General features: G+C 54.8%; 28 protein-coding genes. 12 read left to right on the top strand and 16 right to left on the bottom strand.

Annotated features, from left to right (window positions below):
- Positions 1-139 precede the first annotated feature (139 nt).
- Positions 140-1378, top strand: a complete 1239-nt coding sequence (locus AC0QKW_RS03675) for an allantoate amidohydrolase (protein ID WP_473149696.1) — start codon at positions 140-142, stop codon at positions 1376-1378.
- A gap of 50 nt (positions 1379-1428) precedes the next feature.
- On the opposite strand, the gene AC0QKW_RS03670 is transcribed toward AC0QKW_RS03675, so the two are convergent.
- Both AC0QKW_RS03670 and hemC read right to left on the bottom strand, forming a co-directional pair.
- On the bottom strand, positions 1429-2772 hold the full coding sequence (locus AC0QKW_RS03670; RefSeq protein ID WP_473149695.1) for a S41 family peptidase: 1344 nt from the start codon (positions 2770-2772) through the stop codon (positions 1429-1431).
- 169 nt (positions 2773-2941) lie between these two features.
- Entirely contained in the window at positions 2942-3919 is a 978-nt protein-coding gene (gene hemC / locus AC0QKW_RS03665) for a hydroxymethylbilane synthase (protein ID WP_473149694.1), read from the bottom strand.
- Between the two features lie 278 nt (positions 3920-4197).
- Here hemC and AC0QKW_RS03660 point away from each other — a divergent pair, with 278 nt between their 5' ends.
- From AC0QKW_RS03660 to AC0QKW_RS03630, 7 genes are all read left to right on the top strand, one after another.
- A complete protein-coding gene (locus AC0QKW_RS03660) occupies positions 4198-5487 on the top strand; it encodes a hypothetical protein (protein WP_473149693.1) in 1290 nt (429 codons plus the stop codon).
- On the top strand, positions 5477-5785 hold the full coding sequence (locus tag AC0QKW_RS03655; RefSeq protein WP_473149692.1) for a TIGR03792 family protein: 309 nt from the start codon (positions 5477-5479) through the stop codon (positions 5783-5785). The genes AC0QKW_RS03660 and AC0QKW_RS03655 overlap by 11 nt, the downstream gene beginning before the upstream one ends.
- A 40-nt stretch (positions 5786-5825) precedes the next feature.
- Positions 5826-6494 (top strand): serine/threonine protein kinase, encoded by a 669-nt coding sequence (locus AC0QKW_RS03650; RefSeq protein ID WP_473149691.1) that lies wholly within the window; start codon positions 5826-5828, stop codon positions 6492-6494.
- Between the two features lie 201 nt (positions 6495-6695).
- Positions 6696-7058, top strand: a complete 363-nt coding sequence (locus AC0QKW_RS03645; protein ID WP_473149690.1) for a hypothetical protein — start codon at positions 6696-6698, stop codon at positions 7056-7058.
- 200 nt (positions 7059-7258) lie between these two features.
- Positions 7259-8491: a glycoside hydrolase family 10-like protein gene (locus AC0QKW_RS03640; protein ID WP_473149689.1), complete on the top strand. Its 1233-nt coding sequence runs from the start codon at positions 7259-7261 to the stop codon at positions 8489-8491.
- 115 nt (positions 8492-8606) lie between these two features.
- Positions 8607-8867 (top strand): AbrB/MazE/SpoVT family DNA-binding domain-containing protein, encoded by a 261-nt coding sequence (locus AC0QKW_RS03635; protein WP_473149688.1) that lies wholly within the window; start codon positions 8607-8609, stop codon positions 8865-8867.
- Complete coding sequence (locus tag AC0QKW_RS03630; protein WP_473149687.1) at positions 8855-9184, top strand: type II toxin-antitoxin system PemK/MazF family toxin; 330 nt, start codon at positions 8855-8857, stop codon at positions 9182-9184. The genes AC0QKW_RS03635 and AC0QKW_RS03630 overlap by 13 nt, the downstream gene beginning before the upstream one ends.
- A 42-nt stretch (positions 9185-9226) precedes the next feature.
- Here the strand turns inward: AC0QKW_RS03630 and AC0QKW_RS03625 are convergent, their stop codons facing one another.
- From AC0QKW_RS03625 to AC0QKW_RS03605, 5 genes are all read right to left on the bottom strand, one after another.
- Positions 9227-9457 (bottom strand): ssr2422 family thylakoid membrane protein, encoded by a 231-nt coding sequence (locus AC0QKW_RS03625; protein ID WP_473149686.1) that lies wholly within the window; start codon positions 9455-9457, stop codon positions 9227-9229.
- An 81-nt stretch (positions 9458-9538) separates the two neighbouring features.
- A complete protein-coding gene (locus AC0QKW_RS03620; RefSeq protein ID WP_473149685.1) occupies positions 9539-9796 on the bottom strand; it encodes a DUF2442 domain-containing protein in 258 nt (85 codons plus the stop codon).
- Positions 9797-9842: 46 nt separating this feature from the next.
- Positions 9843-10190 carry a DUF5615 family PIN-like protein gene (locus tag AC0QKW_RS03615; protein ID WP_473149684.1) on the bottom strand — a complete coding sequence of 116 codons (348 nt, stop codon included), beginning with the start codon at positions 10188-10190 and terminating at the stop codon, positions 9843-9845.
- Entirely contained in the window at positions 10187-10516 is a 330-nt protein-coding gene (locus AC0QKW_RS03610; protein ID WP_473149683.1) for a DUF433 domain-containing protein, read from the bottom strand. Before AC0QKW_RS03610 ends, AC0QKW_RS03615 begins: the two co-directional genes overlap by 4 nt.
- A 66-nt stretch (positions 10517-10582) precedes the next feature.
- A complete protein-coding gene (locus AC0QKW_RS03605; RefSeq protein WP_473149682.1) occupies positions 10583-10825 on the bottom strand; it encodes a hypothetical protein in 243 nt (80 codons plus the stop codon).
- 104 nt (positions 10826-10929) lie between these two features.
- Between AC0QKW_RS03605 and AC0QKW_RS03600 the strand changes: the two genes are divergently transcribed.
- The 4 genes from AC0QKW_RS03600 to AC0QKW_RS03585 all read left to right on the top strand — a co-directional run bounded on the left by AC0QKW_RS03600 (position 10930) and on the right by AC0QKW_RS03585 (position 11987).
- Positions 10930-11160, top strand: coding sequence for a helix-turn-helix domain-containing protein (locus tag AC0QKW_RS03600; RefSeq protein ID WP_473149681.1), 231 nt, complete (start codon positions 10930-10932; stop codon positions 11158-11160).
- A 107-nt stretch (positions 11161-11267) separates the two neighbouring features.
- Positions 11268-11495: a DUF4258 domain-containing protein gene (locus tag AC0QKW_RS03595; protein WP_473149680.1), complete on the top strand. Its 228-nt coding sequence runs from the start codon at positions 11268-11270 to the stop codon at positions 11493-11495.
- Positions 11483-11689 (top strand): DUF2283 domain-containing protein, encoded by a 207-nt coding sequence (locus AC0QKW_RS03590; RefSeq protein ID WP_473149679.1) that lies wholly within the window; start codon positions 11483-11485, stop codon positions 11687-11689. Before AC0QKW_RS03595 ends, AC0QKW_RS03590 begins: the two co-directional genes overlap by 13 nt.
- An 82-nt stretch (positions 11690-11771) precedes the next feature.
- Positions 11772-11987 carry a DUF2281 domain-containing protein gene (locus AC0QKW_RS03585; RefSeq protein WP_473149678.1) on the top strand — a complete coding sequence of 72 codons (216 nt, stop codon included), beginning with the start codon at positions 11772-11774 and terminating at the stop codon, positions 11985-11987.
- 102 nt (positions 11988-12089) lie between these two features.
- Here AC0QKW_RS03585 and AC0QKW_RS03580 read toward each other — a convergent pair whose 3' ends face one another.
- From AC0QKW_RS03580 to AC0QKW_RS03540, 9 genes are all read right to left on the bottom strand, one after another.
- Positions 12090-12749: a hypothetical protein gene (locus tag AC0QKW_RS03580; protein WP_473149677.1), complete on the bottom strand. Its 660-nt coding sequence runs from the start codon at positions 12747-12749 to the stop codon at positions 12090-12092.
- A 124-nt stretch (positions 12750-12873) separates the two neighbouring features.
- Entirely contained in the window at positions 12874-13434 is a 561-nt protein-coding gene (locus tag AC0QKW_RS03575; RefSeq protein WP_473149676.1) for a hypothetical protein, read from the bottom strand.
- A gap of 28 nt (positions 13435-13462) precedes the next feature.
- Positions 13463-13981: a hypothetical protein gene (locus AC0QKW_RS03570; RefSeq protein WP_473149675.1), complete on the bottom strand. Its 519-nt coding sequence runs from the start codon at positions 13979-13981 to the stop codon at positions 13463-13465.
- A 220-nt stretch (positions 13982-14201) separates the two neighbouring features.
- A complete protein-coding gene (locus tag AC0QKW_RS03565) occupies positions 14202-15638 on the bottom strand; it encodes a ferredoxin:protochlorophyllide reductase (ATP-dependent) subunit N (RefSeq protein ID WP_473149787.1) in 1437 nt (478 codons plus the stop codon).
- A gap of 28 nt (positions 15639-15666) precedes the next feature.
- On the bottom strand, positions 15667-16113 hold the full coding sequence (locus tag AC0QKW_RS03560) for a DUF5331 domain-containing protein (RefSeq protein ID WP_473149674.1): 447 nt from the start codon (positions 16111-16113) through the stop codon (positions 15667-15669).
- Positions 16114-16198: 85 nt separating this feature from the next.
- Complete coding sequence (locus tag AC0QKW_RS03555; protein WP_473149673.1) at positions 16199-16546, bottom strand: DUF5331 domain-containing protein; 348 nt, start codon at positions 16544-16546, stop codon at positions 16199-16201.
- 388 nt (positions 16547-16934) lie between these two features.
- On the bottom strand, positions 16935-17816 hold the full coding sequence (gene bchL / locus AC0QKW_RS03550; protein WP_473149672.1) for a ferredoxin:protochlorophyllide reductase (ATP-dependent) iron-sulfur ATP-binding protein: 882 nt from the start codon (positions 17814-17816) through the stop codon (positions 16935-16937).
- A gap of 644 nt (positions 17817-18460) precedes the next feature.
- Entirely contained in the window at positions 18461-18847 is a 387-nt protein-coding gene (locus tag AC0QKW_RS03545; protein ID WP_473149671.1) for a toxin-antitoxin system TumE family protein, read from the bottom strand.
- Positions 18834-19331 (bottom strand): hypothetical protein, encoded by a 498-nt coding sequence (locus tag AC0QKW_RS03540; protein WP_473149670.1) that lies wholly within the window; start codon positions 19329-19331, stop codon positions 18834-18836. Before AC0QKW_RS03540 ends, AC0QKW_RS03545 begins: the two co-directional genes overlap by 14 nt.
- Between the last annotated feature and the right edge of the window lie 60 nt (positions 19332-19391).

Raw genomic sequence — 19391 nt, 5'->3', positions numbered from 1 at the left:
AGGTTCTTCCCAAACAGAACCTTCCTAAAGCTCTGTATACAATGGACTGTATACAGAGACGTCACGGTTTATGATGGTATGTAACGTTTTCTGGAGTCAACGTTTTATCCCTTCATTTAACTCCTCCTACTGAGTACCTATGGCCCTCACCCAAACTCTTCGCATCAACGGTAAGCGTCTCAACCAAAACATTGACGACCTAGCACAAATCGGACAGCTCAACAACGGCGGTATCTGTCGGCTAGCCTTTAGCCCAGAAGACTTTCAGGGTCGTGAGCTGGTGCGGCGATGGATGGTAGAAGCGGGGCTCAGCACCTGTATTGACACGGCTGGCAACCTGATTGGTCGCCGCTCGGGTCGTCTCAAGGCTCCGGCCATCGCCACCGGGTCTCACATTGACACCGTGCCCTGCGGCGGCAAGTTTGACGGCAACCTGGGCGTGCTGGCAGGCATTGAAGTTGCCCGCACCCTCCACGAAAACGACATCACCCTCGACCATCCCTTTGAGGTGATTGTCTTTGCCGATGAAGAAGACACGATGGTTGGTAGCCATGCCATGGCCGGTACCGCCTCTCCCAATGCCGCCGACTACCACCGCAAAGACGGACGCCCTATCGACGACTGTGTCAATGCCGCTGGGGGAAATTGGGATCAGCTGCCCCTCTCCCGCCGTACCCGAGACGATATCTGCGCCTTTGTGGAGCTCCATGTGGAGCAGGGGGGAGTGCTCGAAACCGCCCAAAAGCAAATTGGGGTCGTGCAAGGCATCGTCGGCATGCAGCGCTACCAAATTCATATCACTGGACGACCTAACCATGCGGGCACTACCCCTATGGATCAGCGTCAAGATGCCCTAGTGGCAGCGGCCCAGATTGTGCTGAGCGTCAATCGATTGGGCAACCGTCCGCCTCGGCAGCAGGTGGCTACCGTCGGAGCCCTGCAAGTGTGGCCCAACGCCGACAATATTGTGCCTGGTCAGGTGCAGTGCAGCCTAGATGTGCGCGACCTCAACCAAGACTTGATCAACGATCTAATCAACGATCTGAAAGAGGAGTTGGTGCTCATCGCCCGAGGAACCGGCACCAAGATTGAGATTCTACCCCAGCTCAACGTAGCCCCCAGCCCTGCTGCCGACCACATTCAGGCTGTGATTGCCGACGTGAGCGACAGCTTTGGCCTCAGCCATATGCCCATGCCCAGCCGTGCTGGCCACGATGCCCTAGAGATGGGCCGCTTCACCGATATGGGGATGATTTTTGTGCCTAGCGAGGGCGGCTTTAGTCACTCTGAGGTCGAGTACACCACCCCTGAGGAGTGTATTAACGGTGCCAATGTGCTGCTAGAAACCGTGCTCCGTCTCGATCGCCACTACCGCTAGAGCGCCCAGCCATTGTTTTGGCCAGGATGGGTTTTGCCGTTGTATGAGCCTTACTCTACCGGCGTAGCCCGCCCCAGGCGACTGGCCCCGGTTGTTGGCTGTCCATGGTGGGCCAGAATAGTTTGCTCAAGCACTTCTGCGGCACGGAGATACTGCGTGTCGGCATCGGTACCTAGCAGCGCAGGATTGCTGAATAGTTCGCGGCGTTGGCGATCGCTCAGGTCAACCACCACGTCGGGAATGATGCCCCGGCTGCTCAGGTCGGTGCCGTCGGGGGTGTAGTAATGAGCGACGGTCACCGTGATGCCAGAGCCGTCAGACAGGGCATGAAGCGACTGTACTAGGGCTTTGCCATAGGTTGTAGTCCCTACTACGGTAGCGCGGTTGTTATCGCGCAGCGCACCGGTCAAAATTTCGCTGGAGCTGGCCGATCGCCCATCTACCAGTACAGTCAGGGGCAGATCGGTCAGAGCGGTGCGATTGGCTGAGATGGCCTCGTTTTTGCCGCTGCGATCGAGGGTGCGCACAATGGGGCCGTGCTGGAGCCACATGCGGCTGATGTCAATGCTGGCCATTAGCAGGCCCCCAGGGTTGCCCCGCAGGTCAAGCACAAAGCCTTCTACCCCAGCATTGACCAGCGTGTTGATGGCGGTCGCCATTTGGGGAGCGGCTTGGGCGTTGAACTCGATTAGGCGCACGTAGCCAATGGAACGACCGCTCACGGTTCTTTGAGAATACTCTACGGTGGGTAACTCAATGCGAGCGCGGCTCAGAATGACGGTGCGGGGTGCCCCTTCGTTACGAGAAATCGTGAGGGTGACCTGGGAGCCGTCTTCTCCCCGCAGCTGCTGGATGACCCCCTCGGCGGTCAGTCGCTCAGTGCTTTGGCCATCGACGAGTAAAATGCGATCGCCTACGGCTAGGCCCGATCGCTCTGCCGGAGAGTCTGGGGCCACATTAGTCACTACCACTGCCCCTGTCTGGTTATTGCGCTCTAACCTGACCCCAATGCCTGAGGTCTCACCCGAGGTTTGGTCGGTTAAATCGGCATATTCGGCTGGGGCCAAAAACCGGGTGTAAGGATCGTTGAGCTGCCGCAGAGAGGCGCGCAGAGCGTTGTAGGCAGCAGCTGGAGATGTGTACTCACGCCCCAGCAGTTCTTGGCGAACGGCCTGCCAGTTAATTTGGTTAAAGCTGCCGTCGACGTACTCTCGGTTAACAATTTGCCAGGCTTCGTCTAAAACAACCTTGGGGCTATCCTCAAACCGGCCCAGGGAGGCCTCTGCCAGGGCGGCTTCGGCGGTTGTGGTGGCCCATGCCAGAGGCACTAAAGCCAGATATTTGGCGGCAGGATGCACGAGAGACAAGGCCTGGAAGAGAGAAAAACGTAACATTGCGATAACACCAGCCTGCAAGGAGAAGACATGTTAAGGGCAGCACCACACCCGACCAACCTTGAGCCTATTGTGACCGATGGCTTCTCTCTTTGGCCAGATACAAAGGCTACTTTTGAGGATTTTAGGATTTTCTTTAGCCTGCTAGTGGGGGCGTGGCCCGTTGGCTCTAGCTACGACTGGCAGCGGTAATCTCGTCTAAGATCGCCTGGGCACCGGCACCTCGCAAGTGCTGGGCTAGCTCAGTCCCGAGGGCTTCAGCCTCTGCCGTTGGCCCCTGGACGGTGTTTTTAATCACCCGCTGGCCGTCGAGGCTGGCCACTAGGCCCGTCAGGGTGAGGCTGTCGCCGTCGAGCACGGTATTGACGCCAATGGGTACCTGGCAGCCACCCTCTAGCTCGCGCAAAAAGGCGCGCTCGGCTAGGCATCGAGCGGTGGTGGGAGCGTGGGAGAGCACCGCCAGCAGCTGGAGAATTTCGGCATCGCCCGTGCGGCACTCGATGCCCAGAGCCCCTTGCCCAACCGCGTGGAGCGAGATCTCGGCAGGTAGAATTTCGTGAATGCGATCGCCCATATCCATTCTGAGCAGCCCGGCCACCGCCAGAATGATGCCGTCGTAGTCACCCTCGTCGAGCTTGCGCAGGCGGGTGTTGAGGTTGCCGCGAATGTCTTTAAACGCCAGGTGAGGATAGTGGTGGCGCAGCTGGGCGAGGCGTCGTAGGGAAGACGTGCCAATTACCGCACCCTCGGGCAGGGTGGCCAGAGTTTTGTCTTTATTTCTTTCGTGCACGACCAGGGCATCGGCGGGGTCTTCGCGCTCGGTGACGCAGCCCAGCATCAGCCCTTCGGGCAGGCGAGTGGGCAGGTCTTTGAGGGAGTGCACCGCAAAGTCACTGTCGCCCCGCAGCATGGTGTCTTCTAGCTCTTGGGTAAACAGCCCCTTATCGCCAATTTTCGAAAGCGACACATCGAGCACCTTGTCACCCTGGGTTTCCATGGTGACGATTTCAAAGGCGAGCTCGGGGAAGTGCTTTTGCAGCTCATCGCGCACCCAGTGGGTTTGAATCAGCGCCAGCTGGCTCTTGCGAGACACAATGCGAACGGTGCGCTGAGGAGTCGAAACAGTGGGGGATGCGGTGGAGTGCATAGTCTGAGAACGAAGCTTGCAAGAGGTCAATAACGGCGCTTTAACCAAACCCAAATCAAAAAAATAGCGAACCAAAGCCTAGACGTAGACGTTTGCCTGAGGAAACTACAAATCTTGGCCTGGACTGGCTATGGGGCAGGATGGTTTGACCGCCACCGAGTCTTTAGATTACAGGATGGCGGTGCCCTCTATGGTAAGCCTCCGAGAGATGTTAAGCGGTTGTCACATTCAAGCTGTGGCGGCGTTTATGATAGGTGTGCAGATCGCAGGAGAGACCGTTGCCCCGCCAGTTTTTGAAAGGTCAAAATACCGTTAGCCAGCACGTCTGGGGCGAGCTGCCCTGGCTGGGGTCAGCGACGGCGATACTGCATGTAGCTGCCCTGACCCTGAGCGCCCTGACCCTGGGTGTGACCTCCCCCGCTTTGGCCCAGGTGCTGCGACCCGAGATTCGCTTTCCGTTTTTGGCCGACCCGCTGCAAGATAGCCCCCTCGACCCGCTATTGCCCAACCCGGTCATATCACGCCCTCTCAGCCCCCTAGAGCAGTATGCGCTAGAGCAAGACCTTGACCAGCTGGCCCTCGATGCTGCGGCCCTAGACCAAGCCGGTGACTTAGAAGCGGCTCGGCTCGTCTGGCGGCGGGAAGTGCGTCTGCGCCGTCTGCTGGGCATTGAACCAGAGCTGGCGGCGATTGACCGGGTAGGTCGGGTGCTGCGCGATCGCAACGCCACCCAAGACCTTCAGCTCTACGCGGTGCGTCTGGATGAGATTCGTGCTGACCTGGCCCTGCCAGAGGATGGTGCTTTGCTGGAGGCCATGGCTGCGACCTACGTGGTGCTGGGTGCTGTAGATGCGGCGGCAGCGATCTATCAAGCCTTGGCTGACGAGGCGGCACCGGGCGATCGCGCCAGCCAGCGCCGCCAGCTCGAAGCCCTAGCTACCCTGCGGGCTGACTGGTTTTACTTTCCTGAGGCGGCGGCAGTCTATGGCGAGTTGGTAGGGCTGGCCCAGACGGCAGGCGATCGCCAGGCCGAGCTAACATTTCTGCGGCTACAGGCCGACAATTTAGAGCAGGCGCAGGACCTTGCAGGGGCGATCGCCCTCCGCCAGCAGTTGCTCTTGGCTTACCAGGTGGATGAAGCCCTTTGGCCCCAGATGCCATCGCTACAGCACCAGGTGGCCACCAACTATCGCACCCTGGGCAGTCTAGAAACCGCCGCGCAGCAGTACCAGGTCGCCTACACCAATGCGATCGAGCAGCAGCAGCTTGAGGTGGCCGCCAACGCCATCACCGCCCTGGCTGAAATCTACAAAACCTTGGGCCGCTGGGCCGATGTCGGCTACCTCTATGAACAATTGTTAGTAGTCGCTCAGCAGAGCCACAACGCCTTTACCAAAATGTCTGCCTACGACCAGCTAGGCCAGGTGCACGAGCAGCTCGACAACACCTCCTCTGCCCTGGCTGCCTATCGTGAGGGGCTGGTGCTGGCCCGCTTGCTGGGTACCCAGCAAGCCTACTTTGAAACCCAAATCGCCCGCCTTACCGAGGATGCATCTAATGGTGATTGAATGGCTCACCTTTGCGGTTGACCCCGACCATCGCGAAACTTTCATCCGCCTTGACAGTGAGATTTGGACGGCGGCCCTCAGCCAGTACCCCGGCTTTATCTCCAAGGAGGTGTGGATTTCGCCGGACCTGCTCGACCAGGTGGCCGTGGTCATTCGCTGGCAAACCCGCGAGCAGTGGAAGGCTATTCCCCAGGATGTGCTGGACGCCGTTCAAACGCAGTTCGACGAGATCGTCACATTTCCCTACCGAATGATTGACGCCCGCGAATACCAGGTGCGGCGATACCCTTCGACCTAGCCTAAATACCCTAAAGCAAACGACAGATTGTTTTCACCCCATGGTTGACCCGATCGCGTCCCTAGCCCACTGCGTTCGTCAGACATTGCTGCCAGATCTGCGCCTAGAGAGCCTTGACCCTCACCATCCGGTGGTGGTGCATAGGTTGCCTGCGCCCTGGTGCTGCCTGGGCGCAGGCAACTACGCCGCTGTGTTTGCCCACCCCGACTACCCCGACCAGGTGGTGAAGGTCTACGCCCCTGGCCGCCCTGGCATAGAGGCTGAGGTCGAGGTCTATGGCCGCCTGGGAGACCACCCTGCTTTTTCCCAGTGCTACTTCAGCCAGGGCAATTTTTTGATCTTGAAACGCCTGCTGGGAGTGACCTTGTACGATGCGCTGCACCGGGGTCTGGCCATTCCTCCCCAGGTGATTCGAGATATTGATGCCGCCCTCGACTATGCCCGCAGCCGGGGTCTGTTTCCCCACGATGTCCACGGGCGCAACGTCATGCAGCATGAAGGATATGGGGTAGTGGTGGATGTGTCTGATTTTCTAAACTCAGCCCCCTGTCGTGCCTGGCAGGATGTGAAGCGGGCCTACTGGTGGATTTATCGACCCTTTTTGCTGCCGCTGCGCCTGCGTATCCCCTACGTTTTGCTGGACGGGGTACGGGGTGGCTATCGTCTGTTTCGTCGTCTGCTTGGCCCCATGGCCAGGGCATCAAACTAGGGGATTAACCGGCTGCGGGCGCGTTTGAACACAGCCTGGGTAATGCCTGGATGCTGCTTGGGCACTGCGCTAGGATACGGGCATCTCATCGCTGAGCAACGCTCCAAAGGCCCAGGTTTGATCCTCGAAAAGGCCCAGCATCCAGGGTTGTTGTGGCCGACAAATTGTGCTCATTCTGCCTCTCTTTTCAATGTTCTCCCTATGTTGTCGTGTCCCCGCTGCCAGTCCACCATTGAGCCCACAACCATTCAGTGTCCGCGCTGCCAGCTTACCCTCAAGGCCTACGGGCATCCTGGCATTCCTCTCTACCGCACTGAGGGCGATGTGCCCCTCTGCGCCACCTGCGTCTACGACGCCGACGATACCTGCAACTTTCCCCAGCGCCCCCAGGCCCAGACCTGCACGCTCTACCGCTCGGTAAAGACCACGGCAGAACTGGCAGTACCGGCCCCTTCTATTGAGGAGCGCGTTGGCTTTTGGCTGCGCAATCATCGCGGGGCTATCGGTTTGGCTGGACTGCTGCTGCTGAGCCTGGCGATCGCGCTAGTGCAAGTAAACCGTTAGTTTTCACCTTTTATTCTCTGGCCAAAATTTGCCTTTCTAGCCCAACGACCATGCCCCCTTGTTATTATCGACGATGCAACTTTTGAAGTTGATCAATCGTCCGGATTTTGGGCATAGAGCTATGTCTTGAGTAATAGAGCAAGATCAAGGCGATCGCGTCCAAAAGTCAAAGCCAACCGAATACCAACGGCCCTTCCCCTATGACCTCTCAGCTCAAACACAAACTCAAACATCGGATGCTGCTGTTCTGGGCCGCGCTGGTGGCGGTGGTGATGCTCGGTGGCCCCGCGATCGCCTTTTCGCCTCCGGTGATGCCCTGGAGGGCCGATCCGTGGCAGACCGCGCCGATGCCTCAGAGCGTCCAAAAGATCCGGGGGGTGTGGCTGACCACCAACGATATGCCTATGCTGCGCGACTCGTCGCGGGTGCAGAGCGCCATGGCCGAGCTGTCCCAGCTCAACTTCAATACGGTCTACCCCGTGGTGTGGAATTCGGGCTATGCCCTCTACCCCAGCGCGATCGCCCAGCGAGCCGGCATCCCCTACATCCACCGGGGCGCTGCGGGGCAAGACATTTTGGCGGACGTGATTGCGCAAGCTCACCGCCAGGGCCTGCTGGCCATCCCCTGGTTTGAGTTTGGCTTTATGGCACCGCCGTTTTCGGAGTTGGCTGTAGCTCACCCCGACTGGCTGACCCAGCGCCAAGATGGCAGCCAGACCTCGATCAGTGCCGCTGGGGAAGTGGTGTGGCTCAACCCGTTTAAGCCGGAGGTGCAGCAGTTTATCAGCAGCCTGGTGGCCGAAATTGCCGCCCGCTACGACATCGACGGCATTCAGTTCGATGACCACACCGCCCTGCCCAGTGACTTTGGCTATGATCCCTACACCGTGGCGCTCTACCAGCAGGAAACCGAACAGCCGGTGCCGAGCAATCCGCGAGATCCGGCCTGGATGCGCTGGCGGGCCGACAAGATTACGGACTTTGTGGCTCAGCTCAACCAGACGGTGAAGCAGCATCGTCCCCAGGCCATCTTTTCGGTGTCGCCCAATCCCTACGAAACGGCCTACAACTCGTTTTTGCAGGATTGGGTGGGCTGGATCAACCGTGGCCTGGTAGACGAGCTGCTGGTGCAGGTCTACCGCTGGGATATGACCAGCTTTACTGATCAAATACTGCGGCCCGAAATTCAGACAGCTCAAACTCAAATTCCGGTGGGCATTGGCATCTTGACTGGGTTGCGCAATCGCCCTATGCCGATGTCGATGGTTCAATCTCAGGTGATGCGATCGACGGCCCAGGGGTTGGGGGTGGCCTTTTTCTACTACGAAAGCCTCTGGCACGATGCGCCGGAGCCTGTGGAAGAGCGTCAGGCCCGCTTCCGCGATTTGTTTAGCGTTCCAGCGTCCCGGTTTAGCCTACGCAGCCAGGTTTAAGCGCGCTACCCTTCTGGGTCCAGTCGCCATTTGCCTAGGCACGTTATTTCCACTTGACGCACCTCTGTTGAAGTATCTACAATGTAATTACTCGACAGCAATAGACTTACCCCCGATGGGCACCGCCATCAGAACGCGCATTGTCAAGATCGGTAACTCCCAGGGCATTCGTATCCCTAAGGTGCTGCTAGAGCAAAGCGGCCTCAGCGCTGAGGTAGAAGTAGAGGTTGAGGGCGATCGTCTGGTTATTCGCACTGCCCCCCGCCAGCGGGCAGGTTGGGATGAAGCCTTTGCCGCTATGGCCGAGCACGACGACGACATCCTGCTCGATGACCTCAGCACTACCGATTGGGATGATGCCGAATGGGATTGGTAGTGAACCGCTTCGACGTTTTTCTGGTCAACCTTGACCCCACCGTCGGTAGCGAGATCAGGAAAAGCCGCCCCTGTGTGGTGATCTCCCCCGATGAAATGAACCGCCACATTGCCACGGTCATCGTTGCCCCTATGACGACCAAAGGTCGGCGCTACCCGACCCGCGTGGCCTGTCAGTTCCAGGGCAAAGCCGGGCAAATCGTTCTAGACCAGCTTCGCACTGTGGACAAAACTCGCCTGATTAAGCATCTGGGGCAGATCAGCCCCGACGAACAGAGCTTAGTGCTAGAAACCCTGGCTGAAATGTTTGCCGAGTGAGATCGGTTAAACCTGACCGCCGAGCAAATTTGCGCGATCGCCTTACCGACCTAGCAGCGTTGACACAATCACCGTCACAGTAGCAGCGGCGATCAGACTAAAGGCCAGTTGCACCACCCACTGGGTTGCCTTTTGGTAGTTATCAAACTTTTTGTTGAACTCGCTATTTGCCCGGTTGGCTTGCTCAACCTCTTGGCGCAGCTCTCGTACTTCTTCGAGAATCTGCTGTGCCTGGGTAGGGTTTGCGTTGAGGTCGTCAGTGGCTTGGGCCATAGCTGGGTGAAGGATATTTTCGGCTATGGTACCCGCAGCCATAGGCTAAGCAATAGGGCTTGGGTTGGCAGACTGTTGACCCTAAGTGGTTCTCGCCTCTGGGGCAGGTGCGCCACGCAGCATTCCCTCGGTGCTCAGGTCTTCGTTGAGGGCTGCCCAGTGAATGCCGTAGCCGCCGCCGCAAATTTCCCACTGGGCAAGCTGGTTGGGTGATGCATGCAGCAGGCGTGGATACCAGGCTAACGGCACTGCGATCGAGCGACCGTCCATCAGATCGACGCTAATGGTGTCTTCCGTAAAGTGGACATTCTTCACTCGCTCATCTACCTGGATTGCCACGGCACGACGCGCTTACGTTTAAAGACATCATTTAGCAAAGGCTCTGTCATAAAGGCAAAAATAGAACTCGATTCTCAAACTCGCTGGCTTCGCCCAGTGTGGCAATCAACTCTAGATCTCTAATGCAGGTGCCGATCGAAACGCGAGACTGGCGGGCAAATATAACTCCCGGAAACGGAGCTGCTAGCGTTTGATATGACTTAGCTTCGGCTAACAGGTCGTCATCTTGGGAAAACAGCACTCGCTGTAGTTCGGTGGCACGGGCTAACACTTCGGGGTCAGAGATGCCGCTGCGGTAATCGGTTTGTACGGTTAAGACATCAACTTGCCGCTGGCGCAGACCGTTGGTGATAGCGCCATTAACGTTTTCATCCATGTAGAGGGCGACACTCACGGCAGCAACCCTTGAGCCTTGAGGCGAGTGACAAAGGGGGATTCTTCTGCCTGCTGCTCTAGTTGAGTCACGTAGGCTTCGCGCCGCTGGATGTCTGCGTCTAGGGCTTCACGGTGATCCCAGTAATAGGCCAGGGCGGCATAGATTTGACCCATGCTCAGGTGGCGATGGTTAATTTGAATTTCTTCGGGTGTCCAGCCGTAGGCCTGTTGAGCCAAGACTAGTTCAACCACTTTCATGGTCGTGCTTGCAATTAAGGGAATTTTGTCGGTATTTAGGGCAATGTGAGGATATTCGGTTGGGGTGAGGCTTTGAGCGTTAGGCATGGCGGGGAAGTGGGTTAGTACTTGTTATGGTATCAAGCCTGTCTGAGGTGACTGTATTGGAGTGGCTCAGTACCGCAGCCATTTGGTGAGGACGCGCATGGGTCTGCCGGTGTTGGGGTCGATCTGGGGTTTGCTCCAGGCGCGGGCTTCGGCAAACCCGAGGCGATGGAGGATTTTGATCACCAGGTCGATGCCAGTGGCGGAGCCAATGACGGTGATGTGGATGGGTTCACGGCTGGGTTGGGTGGGGGCAGGGCTGCCGGGTGGGGCGCTGTAGATTTCGCTGTTGGGGATAAATTCTTCTGACATAGGGATGCAAAGCCAATGTAGTCACAAGTGAGACACTAGCATGGGCGCAATGTATCCACAAGTGTGACATTTACCTTCGTGTGCGGCTCTGCCAGGATTAGGGCATGGGAAGGGCAAGCGACGCACTGAAGCAGGTTTTGGATACCTACAGCATTAGCCAGAATAGGCTGGCGGTGACAATGGGCATTAGTCGCGCCAATGTGGGGCGCTGGTACCATGGACTTGACCCCAGCGCTGAAAATATTGCCCAGATTACCCAAGCGCTAAAAACGCTGAACCCATTGGCAGCTAAGGAGTTTGTGAGGCTCTACCTAGGAACTATCATAGAGGAATAGCTAAACGGCTTCTGGGACACTATGGCGGACAATGCCTCCTTCGAGGTCACAACCCCTTTGGGTAGGCATGTTCGCGTTACGGCGGCTATTGGGATGTGATCGTCACAGTGAAGCATCCAATCATGCGGGGTAAGGAGAAGCTGGTTCAGCAGGCGTTGCAGTCGCCTATTGAAATTCGGCAAAGTAAAAGTGACCCATTGGTTTACCTGCATTATGGGGTTGAGCTGCCTTACTTGATCTGCGCGGTGGTTAGATATCTCAATGGCGACGGCTTCATCATCACGACGTACCGCACCAACAAAATCAAGGAAGGAACGGTTGTATGGACACCTTAAAAATCTATTACGACGAGGTCGGTAAAACGCTGACCGTCTGGTTTAGCGACCCCGCTGAAGAGTTTATTGCCGAGGAAACGGGTGAAGAGGTGCTGCTGATTAAAAACCAGGCGGGCATAGTGATTGGGTTTGAGCGGTTGAACTATGAGCTAGCGTCCGGTAGCAGCCCCGTTTTTGAACTCATCAGCGCTTAGGTGGCTGCTGAAAAATACTCTTACCCTAGGTTCAAAAGCCGACTGGTTTAGAATTGAGAGATATAAAAGGACTGGCTTCGCTATGCATCCTATTGTGAATGAGATTCAAAGCTTACCTCCCCAGGCTCAGCAGGAGGTGATCAATTTTGTCGCGGCGCTGGTTAAGAAGCAGCGGCACGATCCTAACCACCGTCTAAAGCAAAATTGGGCTGGTGCTATGCAGGCATATCGCGATGCTTATACGAGTCTTAGCTTACAAAAAGAAACTGTGGATGATTGGGGCTCGCCGTGTATCTGATTGACCCTAATATTTGGCTAGAGCGGCTACTCAATCAACAGCAGACTGACATTTTCGATGAGTTCCTAAAGGTAACCCCCTGTCTTTGAGTGATGCTGTAGATCAATAATTCAACTGCTCTCTTGACAAGCATGTAAGATCTGTCATAAAAGTTTTGTTGAAATTATCCCTGATTTTGCTTTCTTCCAGATTTTTTAGAGTTGTCAAATATCCCTCAAAGTGATCTAGGATAACCTCTAACATACCCCTTGGGTAAATCTTAATAATATCTGGATCTGAAAAGTCAATTGGTCTGCATTCATTTTCTTCGTCAAAGTACAAAATCACTTTGCCTCTAGTCATGCCATCATGGAAGAGGCCACATCTGACATGAATGTGAAATTCTTTAATGCACGCCTCATCTATTTCACTGTCAGGATCAAAGATGGCTCTAAAACCTTTTTTGAAATATGTGCTCGAATTTCTATCGCTTGATACACCCTCGAAATTCTGGATATAACCTTCAATGTAAGAACATCCGGCCATGAGCGCTAAGAACCCTCTATCTTTTTGATAAGAGAGATTAAGGGCGGGTATTAAGAACCATTCTTTGACTTGCCGCTCATAAATGAGGATTTTAGTCTCGATGCTAAATGGATTTAGATCTTTTCCAAAAGAATCGCTTCTAATGTCTTGAATTTTTGGATTCCCATTTTCGTCAATCCAACCCTTTATGTCAGGAGCGATAAGAATTCGCTCACCTTGTCTTAATTTCTTGGCCATATCTAAATTATCTTATCAAGGAGGTATTGCGTTCAGTTTTAGAATTGACTTTTCGGAAATTTTCAAGATTTTTGCTTGAATTTCATTGACCAATAAGTCAATATTTTCTACTCATTTCTCGTTACTATTTCATGGCATCCATTTCCTTGATGACACCGTCAAGAAGACTATATGCTTCTTCCAAGGTCATTTGACCATTTTCAACTAATGCTATTAATTCCTGAGCTTGCTCAGCAGTAATTAGATCGAACTGAAGCGGTTCTTTGAGGAAAATTATAAAGGAATTCTTGTTGTCCTCGGTTAAGCTAGACTTCTGCTCTTCAGCCTCAAGCTCTTTTAGCTTATCTTCTAACTTCTGCTTGATTTCTTCTTTTTTGCCTTTATCATATGCTCCACTGGTTGCTAGTTTTGTTAAGCCATAAGCGGCAGCGCCTCCGGCAATAGCAGCACCAGCAACTAAAGTCACTGGTGCTGCAACAACCATTCCAAAACCCGTAAGTGCAGTGACTATAGGAATAGGGGCTATGCTAGCGCCAAAAACAGCAGCCAACGCTCCGGCTCCAGCAGCTCCCATCCCTGCTACACCCATTTCCCCTAGAATTTTAGTGCGGGCATTAGGATTCTTCTCTAGCTTGTCAATGGCTTCAAGGATATCTTTCTTACTAGGCTTTTTTGATTCTGTCATTCTGGTTGCACCTTACAGTGACGTAGATTTAGGCAATGGAGACAATTGATTGCTGATCACCAAAAATTGCACTCAGAATGTCTGCAAAAAGCTTGAAGAATTCCTTGGCTGTGTCAACAAGGCTCTTGCCAAAATTGGAAATAGCTTTGTCTAGTTCGTTTCCTGCAATTGCTCCTAAAGCAGTAACGGTTAATCCTAGAGCAGTTGCTATTGGTGCCAAAAGTTGCCCAACAACGGGAGTCGCAGTTATTAACCCTGCTAAAGCAGCACCTAGCACAGCCCCAATTCCTGCTCCAGCAACCAAGAAGAAATGTTCTTCGACAAATTCCAACAGTTTGATCAGGATTATTTTCCCAATATGAATGACCTTTCCTGCGACTTGCTGGACTTTTAGGATTAAGTCATGAAGCCTAGCCACTATCTCCTCTGGCAAACCCAGTTTTTGTATCCTGATATACAGTTCTTCGCTAGTCGAAACCTCAGCTTGCTTATTCCAAATTGCAAGTTGTAGATTGGCTTGGCCTTTGGAAGGTTGTGGCTTGGTCATATTAGGTATCTCCAACTTCAAGTAAATTCTGATTCCATCGCCTTTGTAGGGGTTGCCAGACTAAAGCTGGTCCCTATCACAATTCCCGAAAACTTACCTAGAGACAACATCTGCTTAGCAACTTCACTGATCTCTAATACCAAGCCCATCAGGCAAAACCGGACATTTACAAAAAAGCCGGGCTTCTCGAAGAAACCCAGCTTCTGGCTTTTCTGCTGACTTACACCTTCGCTTCTTCCTTCACTAGCTTCTCCCAGCCGAGGTCTTTGAGGTTGTTGTTGCGGCGGAGGGGTCGCGTCACCAGCTCTAGAATGTCGCGGGTGTTGCCGAAGCCGTGGATTTGGGCGAAGGTAAACTCCACCGACCACTTGGTATTAATGCCGCGCGCCTCCAGCGGGTTGGCATGGGCCATGCCCGTAATTACCAAATCCGGGTGCAGCTCTTGAATGCGCTGAATCTGGTTGTAGTTGTCGGGCTTTTCGGTGATTTTGGGCAGTGGGGTGCCCATTTCGTTGCAGGTTTTCTCTAGCAGGGCCAGCTCCGCCGCCTGGTAGCGCTTATCCATGTAGGGGATGCCGATTTCTTGCACCGTCATGCCGCAGCGGGTGAGAAAGCGGGCCAGGGAAATTTCGAGCAGGTTGTCGCCCATGAAGTAGACCGACTTGCCGCGAATAATTTCCAGGTAGTCTTCTACCGATTCCCAAATTTTGGCTTCGCGCTCATCCATGCCCTGGGGCTCGATGTTAAACACCGAGCAGATTTTCTCAATCCAGGCGCGGGTGCCGTCGGGGCCGATGGGGAAGGGGGCACCGATCAGCTTGCACTTGCGCCGGCGCATCAGCGTGGTGGCCGTGCGCGAGAGGAAGGGGTTGATGCCCGCGACGTAGTAGCCTTCATCCACGGTGGGCAGGTCGGTGTAGAGCTTGGCGGGCAACCAACCGGAGACCTTGATGCCCTGCCGTTTCAGCTCCAGGGTCATTTGGGTGACGATGGGGTCGGGCACCGAGCCAAACAGCACCAGGGGCGGGTGGTCGTGGTATTCGCTTTCTTCAGCTACCACCACCTCGTCTTCTTTTTTGCGGCCCAGGCCCAGCAGCTTTTGAATGCCGCCGCTCTTGGCTTCTTCCTTGACTACCGCAGGCTGCTTAGCGGCAGCTTCTTCCTCGGTGGGGCAGCGCTGGGCCATGGCGGCGAGCACCGTGTCTTCGCCCTGGGTAAAGGCGTAGTCGAGACCGTTAGCGCGGGCGACAACGATGGGAATGCCGATCTCGGCTTCGAGGCGGGGAGCTAGCCCTTCGAGATCCATTTTGATGATCTCGGTGGTGCAGGTGCCAATCCAGACGATCACGGAGGGGTTGCGATCGCGTTTAATGCTCTCACACAGCCGCTTTAGCTCTTCGTAATCGTTGAGCTGGGCTGAAATGTCGGCCTCTTCCAGCTCGGCCATGGCGTAGCGGGGCTCGGCAAAAATCATCACCCCCATGGCATTCTGCAAAAAGTAGCCGCAGGTCTTGGTGCCGATAACTAAGAAAAAGCTGTCTTCAATTTTTTGGTACAGCCACGCCACGCAGCTGATCGGGCAAAAGGTGTGGTAATTGCCGGTGTCGCAGTCAAATTCTAGAGCAGAGGGTTGGGGTTGAGCTTGGGCCACGGTCATCGTCGGGGTATCTCCCTTAGTGAAGGACTTAGGCCCTGGGTCGGTCGTTCTCCCTGCCGCCTGCACCAGAGCAGGCATCGTCGTCGTGGGCGGGGGAAAGCGGTGGCGGAGCGTCAATGGTGACTGTCTCGGCGTTAACAGCCTCGGCTGAGGCCAGAGAAAGCTCTGACTGAGCGCTGCTGGGCAACATCTTGTGTGCCTTTTCTAGCGCTGCTAGCTCCTTCACCGGGCTGATATCTAAACCCAGGGCAGAAATAATGCGATCGGGGTTGCTGCTTAAATCCACCACCAGGGGGAGTAGGTTGGTCAGGTCGGGTTCTAGGGTGGCGAGTGCCCCCAAAATAAAGCCCGACGAAGGCCGCCTGTGCCCGTTACTCGTTACCCAAATGCCCAATTTGTCGATCCACTCGCGGTTGTCGCGGTAGTAGGTTAACCACTTGATTTTGAGCGATCGCCGCAGTTGTTTGCTGTTCACAGATGCCTCGGGCGGGGTTTGCCAACCTCATGTCCAGAGATTGATTAAACCAGAAAACCGCTGCCCCATGGCTCTATAAACAGGTCTACATATCGGGCGAATCGGGCAAAAGCGGTTGGTCGTCCGTGGCCTCGATGGTTTGGGTATGGTCGGGGTTATCCAGCACCATCTCGGGGTCAAAGTTGAGCCCCAGCACCTCCACCAGCGCATCCTCGTCAGAGTTGAGCTTGTAGAAGGGCACCATCAGGTTCGACAGTTTGGGCTCTAGGGCATTGACCACCCCCAGCACTAAAAAGGAGGAGGGACGGCGACCGCCGTCGGGGGTGCGCACCGAGGTCTGCTGCATTTGCAGCGTCAACCAGGCCCGGTTTGACTGCACGTAGTCCAACCATTTTTGGCGAATGACTTGGGTAAAGTTCTCGAAAAAGGCCATAGTCCTGACTCTTTGCTAAATCGCCTATAGATAGCCGCTGAACGGCTGCGTACCGATGATAATGCAGCGCTTCAAGATTAGAACTTCTTCGAGGGGGATTTTTGCAGCGTAGGTATTGAATTGTTTTAAGACTGCACAACACTGTTCCTAGCGTCATGCGGTTTCGTCAAACATCACCTCCTTAACGTGGCGGTTGCGCTCCCTCAAACAGGAGCAGTGCACCGGGGCCTGGCGAGCCCCCTTTCCAAGGGGGCGGCGAAGCGGGGGATCAAATCTCGGCATAGGAGATTTTCTCTAAATGGAATCTCTTGTGTAGCTAACAGCTTTGCAGCCATATTGCTCGGCGGCGATCCCCCCCAGCCCCCCCTTGAAAAGGGGGGAGTGGACTCTAGACCATCATCAGATCCATCTCGTCGACTTCCTGCTTGGGCGCATCTGCTGGCGGGTTGAGGTAGAAGTCTGACAGCAGGCTAAACAGCTCGCGATCGGGGGTTTCGCTGGGCACCACGCCCTCAGGTCGCGCGAGAATCTGGTCGGCAATATTGAGGTAGTACTGGCACACCGGCTCCAGGGCGGGGTCGGTCTCGGCCATTTCAAACACCGTCTTGCCCTTGACGCGAGAAATCCGAATGTCTTCGATCAGCGGCAAAATCTCGAGCACCGGCATGGGCACCGACTCAATATATTTGTCGATCAAGTCGCGCTTCGAGGTGCGGTTGCCGATCAGCCCCGCCAGGCGCAGGGGGTGGGTGCGGGCCTTTTCGCGCACCGAAGCGGCGATGCGGTTGGCGGCAAACAGCGCGTCAAAACCGTTGTCGGTGACGATTAGGCAGTAGTCAGAATAGTTGAGCGGGGCCGCAAAGCCGCCGCAAACCACGTCGCCCAGCACGTCAAAGAGAATCACGTCGTACTCGTCAAAGGCGTTGAGTTCCTTCAAGAGCTTCACGGTTTCACCCACCACGTAGCCGCCGCAGCCTGCACCTGCCGGAGGGCCACCCGCTTCTACGCAGTGCACACCGCCGTAGCCCTTATAGATCACATCCTCGGCCCACACGTCTTCGTAGTGGAAGTCTTTTTCTTGCAGGGTGTCGATGATGGTGGGAATCAGAAACCCGGTGAGGGTAAAGGTGCTGTCGTGCTTGGGGTCGCAGCCAATCTGCAAGACTTTGCGGCCCCGCTTGGCCAGGGCCACCGAGATATTGCAGCTGGTGGTCGACTTACCAATGCCCCCTTTCCCGTACACAGAAAGCTTTAAAGTCTGGTGATCCATAGGGGAAAATACTCGTCTAGGGCGGATAGGGCTAAACCCAAGTCCAGGGGCGATCGCATGAGTCGCAGCCGCTGGACTTGAATTGAGCTTGTCAACAAACCGGGTCTACGCAGTTGCCTACGCGGCCCAAGGTGTTTCGGCTGTTTGGATTATGGCGATACCGCCCAGGCATTGGGAAGGGGCGTCGAAAATGGAGCGACCCCTAAGACAGAGCATAAAACTGATAAATTGGCTCAAAGATTGACCAGGCCGTCAAAATGCCTATTGAGGCTTCTCAGCCGTATCAGAAGAATTTTAGGTGGTGAATTTCTTTAATTAAGAACAATGGCAAATATGAAAATCTTAAATCTTCTAGAGCAGTGAGCATTCTGAAACGCCTATCTGTAGCCACCTTTGATCGCTGAGAAACAGCTAGATCGAAGGGATCGCCCGCTTGCAGGCAAGCTTTGGCTGGCATAGGGATGCGATCGCCCCCCAATAGAGCCCGGTCTTTAGTCACCGCGCTTCACCAACCGCCGCCCATGCCAAACCCCAAGCGATCTTTCTATACATTCGTAAACTTTTTGTCTATGCAACGGAATGTAACGGCTGCTGCGCAGAGATTGGCGGGCGAGCCTCTCTACAGAGCGTTGTTAGTTGTGTACTTAGCGAGTGATGTAATCGATGATTTCCTCAACCAAAGTCCCAATCATGGGTGGTTCTGCGGCAACTATTCTGCCATCGGTTTGATGCTTATGACATTCAAAGCCTAAGTCAGGTTTGTGCTTAGCATTGTCATAACGAAAAATTAGAGTGCCATCAGCCCGCTGGTATTGATAGGCGTAGCTGAGCAGCAGGTTGGCTCTGCCGCCGAGATAAAATATCCGAATGTAAAGCTCAGTGGCATCTACAAATAGCACTTTTGCTTTGAGGACTGCCTGCTCACCAGAGCGAAGATCTGTTGAGACGTCTATGTAGGTTGACAATCCGTAGTCATCAAAGGCTTGCAGACCTGACTTAAGCCGCGTATCAACAGCGTCATTCAGCGACATAGATCAGGCTTTTAAGCAAAGTCAGGTTTTGCAGGAGATGCTGGAATAGCTGATACTCCCCCATCCACTCGACATACTCTAAGTCTCCGCCTTGGAGGTCTTCAGCACTAAAGCGCTCAGCAAATTCTGAAGAGGGTATGTTGTAAAGCTCCTCAAAGCGTCCAAGGCGATGCCGTGCATGGACTACACACTGATCAATGCGAGCGATTTCTTTCGTCACAGCATCACTGATAGCAGCTATAGCCTGAGCTGCATCAGCAGACCTTAAAACCACTTCCGTCAAGGATCCGCTGTGCTCTAAACCATCATGTAAAGCTGTAGCCGTAGTAGAACTGACGCCAGCCGGAGGCTGAGGATCATTGACCTGCCGCAAACCGGTAGGCAACTTGATAACCTCTGGTCCAGCCTTAGTCTTGGTAGTGTCAGCCGTAGGGCGAGGATCATTGACCTGCGGCAAATCTGCTGAGTATTTTTTACTAGTCACAGGTGGTTGGCCTCGTTGCGCTAAGACTAACCCTATTATCGCTAAAAGCTCAACATTGTC

Source organism: Pseudanabaena sp. PCC 9330 (assembly GCF_055795045.1).
The sequence above is the reverse complement of the archived record's forward strand: the minus strand, read 5'-3'. Positions and strand labels throughout refer to the sequence as shown.

What these genes read in the sequence shown, in the direction of transcription:
- AC0QKW_RS03675 (WP_473149696.1), top strand. Translation starts at nt 140, where the DNA reads ATGGCCCTCACCCAAACTCTTCGCATCAACGGTAAGCGTCTCAACCAA.
- AC0QKW_RS03670 (WP_473149695.1), bottom strand. Translation starts at nt 2,772, where the DNA reads ATGTTACGTTTTTCTCTCTTCCAGGCCTTGTCTCTCGTGCATCCTGCC.
- hemC (WP_473149694.1), bottom strand. Translation starts at nt 3,919, where the DNA reads ATGCACTCCACCGCATCCCCCACTGTTTCGACTCCTCAGCGCACCGTT.
- AC0QKW_RS03655 (WP_473149692.1), top strand. Translation starts at nt 5,477, where the DNA reads ATGGTGATTGAATGGCTCACCTTTGCGGTTGACCCCGACCATCGCGAA.
- AC0QKW_RS03650 (WP_473149691.1), top strand. Translation starts at nt 5,826, where the DNA reads ATGGTTGACCCGATCGCGTCCCTAGCCCACTGCGTTCGTCAGACATTG.
- AC0QKW_RS03645 (WP_473149690.1), top strand. Translation starts at nt 6,696, where the DNA reads ATGTTGTCGTGTCCCCGCTGCCAGTCCACCATTGAGCCCACAACCATT.
- AC0QKW_RS03640 (WP_473149689.1), top strand. Translation starts at nt 7,259, where the DNA reads ATGACCTCTCAGCTCAAACACAAACTCAAACATCGGATGCTGCTGTTC.
- AC0QKW_RS03635 (WP_473149688.1), top strand. Translation starts at nt 8,607, where the DNA reads ATGGGCACCGCCATCAGAACGCGCATTGTCAAGATCGGTAACTCCCAG.
- AC0QKW_RS03630 (WP_473149687.1), top strand. Translation starts at nt 8,855, where the DNA reads ATGGGATTGGTAGTGAACCGCTTCGACGTTTTTCTGGTCAACCTTGAC.
- AC0QKW_RS03625 (WP_473149686.1), bottom strand. Translation starts at nt 9,457, where the DNA reads ATGGCCCAAGCCACTGACGACCTCAACGCAAACCCTACCCAGGCACAG.
- AC0QKW_RS03610 (WP_473149683.1), bottom strand. Translation starts at nt 10,516, where the DNA reads ATGCCTAACGCTCAAAGCCTCACCCCAACCGAATATCCTCACATTGCC.
- AC0QKW_RS03605 (WP_473149682.1), bottom strand. Translation starts at nt 10,825, where the DNA reads ATGTCAGAAGAATTTATCCCCAACAGCGAAATCTACAGCGCCCCACCC.
- AC0QKW_RS03600 (WP_473149681.1), top strand. Translation starts at nt 10,930, where the DNA reads ATGGGAAGGGCAAGCGACGCACTGAAGCAGGTTTTGGATACCTACAGC.
- AC0QKW_RS03590 (WP_473149679.1), top strand. Translation starts at nt 11,483, where the DNA reads ATGGACACCTTAAAAATCTATTACGACGAGGTCGGTAAAACGCTGACC.
- AC0QKW_RS03585 (WP_473149678.1), top strand. Translation starts at nt 11,772, where the DNA reads ATGCATCCTATTGTGAATGAGATTCAAAGCTTACCTCCCCAGGCTCAG.
- AC0QKW_RS03580 (WP_473149677.1), bottom strand. Translation starts at nt 12,749, where the DNA reads ATGGCCAAGAAATTAAGACAAGGTGAGCGAATTCTTATCGCTCCTGAC.
- AC0QKW_RS03575 (WP_473149676.1), bottom strand. Translation starts at nt 13,434, where the DNA reads ATGACAGAATCAAAAAAGCCTAGTAAGAAAGATATCCTTGAAGCCATT.
- AC0QKW_RS03570 (WP_473149675.1), bottom strand. Translation starts at nt 13,981, where the DNA reads ATGACCAAGCCACAACCTTCCAAAGGCCAAGCCAATCTACAACTTGCA.
- AC0QKW_RS03565 (WP_473149787.1), bottom strand. Translation starts at nt 15,638, where the DNA reads ATGACCGTGGCCCAAGCTCAACCCCAACCCTCTGCTCTAGAATTTGAC.
- AC0QKW_RS03555 (WP_473149673.1), bottom strand. Translation starts at nt 16,546, where the DNA reads ATGGCCTTTTTCGAGAACTTTACCCAAGTCATTCGCCAAAAATGGTTG.
- bchL (WP_473149672.1), bottom strand. Translation starts at nt 17,816, where the DNA reads ATGGATCACCAGACTTTAAAGCTTTCTGTGTACGGGAAAGGGGGCATT.
- AC0QKW_RS03545 (WP_473149671.1), bottom strand. Translation starts at nt 18,847, where the DNA reads ATGTCGCTGAATGACGCTGTTGATACGCGGCTTAAGTCAGGTCTGCAA.